General features: G+C 51.5%; 1 rRNA gene. It reads left to right on the top strand.

The features are described from left to right. Positions 1-713, top strand: a 23S ribosomal RNA gene (locus FE392_RS20190); the annotation flags it as partial.

Genomic DNA, 713 nt, shown 5'->3' with positions numbered 1-713 from the left:
ATGTTGGCTTAGAAGCAGCCACCATTTAAAGAGTGCGTAATAGCTCACTAGTCGAGTGACTCTGCGCCGAAAATGTACCGGGGCTAAATACACCACCGAAGCTGCGAATTGATACCAATGGTATCAGTGGTAGGGGAGCGTTCTAAGTGCAGTGAAGTCAGACCGGAAGGACTGGTGGAGCGCTTAGAAGTGAGAATGCCGGTATGAGTAGCGAAAGACGGGTGAGAATCCCGTCCACCGAATGCCTAAGGTTTCCTGAGGAAGGCTCGTCCGCTCAGGGTTAGTCAGGACCTAAGCCGAGGCCGACAGGCGTAGGCGATGGACAACAGGTTGATATTCCTGTACCACCTCTTTATCGTTTGAGCAATGGAGGGACGCAGAAGGATAGAAGAAGCGTGCGATTGGTTGTGCACGTCCAAGCAGTTAGGCTGATAAGTAGGCAAATCCGCTTATCGTGAAGGCTGAGCTGTGATGGGGAAGCTCCTTATGGAGCGAAGTCTTTGATTCCCCGCTGCCAAGAAAAGCTTCTAGCGAGATAAAAGGTGCCTGTACCGCAAACCGACACAGGTAGGCGAGGAGAGAATCCTAAGGTGTGCGAGAGAACTCTGGTTAAGGAACTCGGCAAAATGACCCCGTAACTTCGGGAGAAGGGGTGCTTTCTTAACGGAAAGCCGCAGTGAATAGGCCCAAGCGACTGTTTAGCAAAAACACAG

This window comes from Xenorhabdus santafensis, from assembly GCF_033949405.1.
Taxonomy (GTDB): Bacteria; Pseudomonadota; Gammaproteobacteria; order Enterobacterales; family Enterobacteriaceae; genus Xenorhabdus; species Xenorhabdus santafensis.
This window is presented reverse-complemented; position numbering and strand designations above follow the sequence as displayed.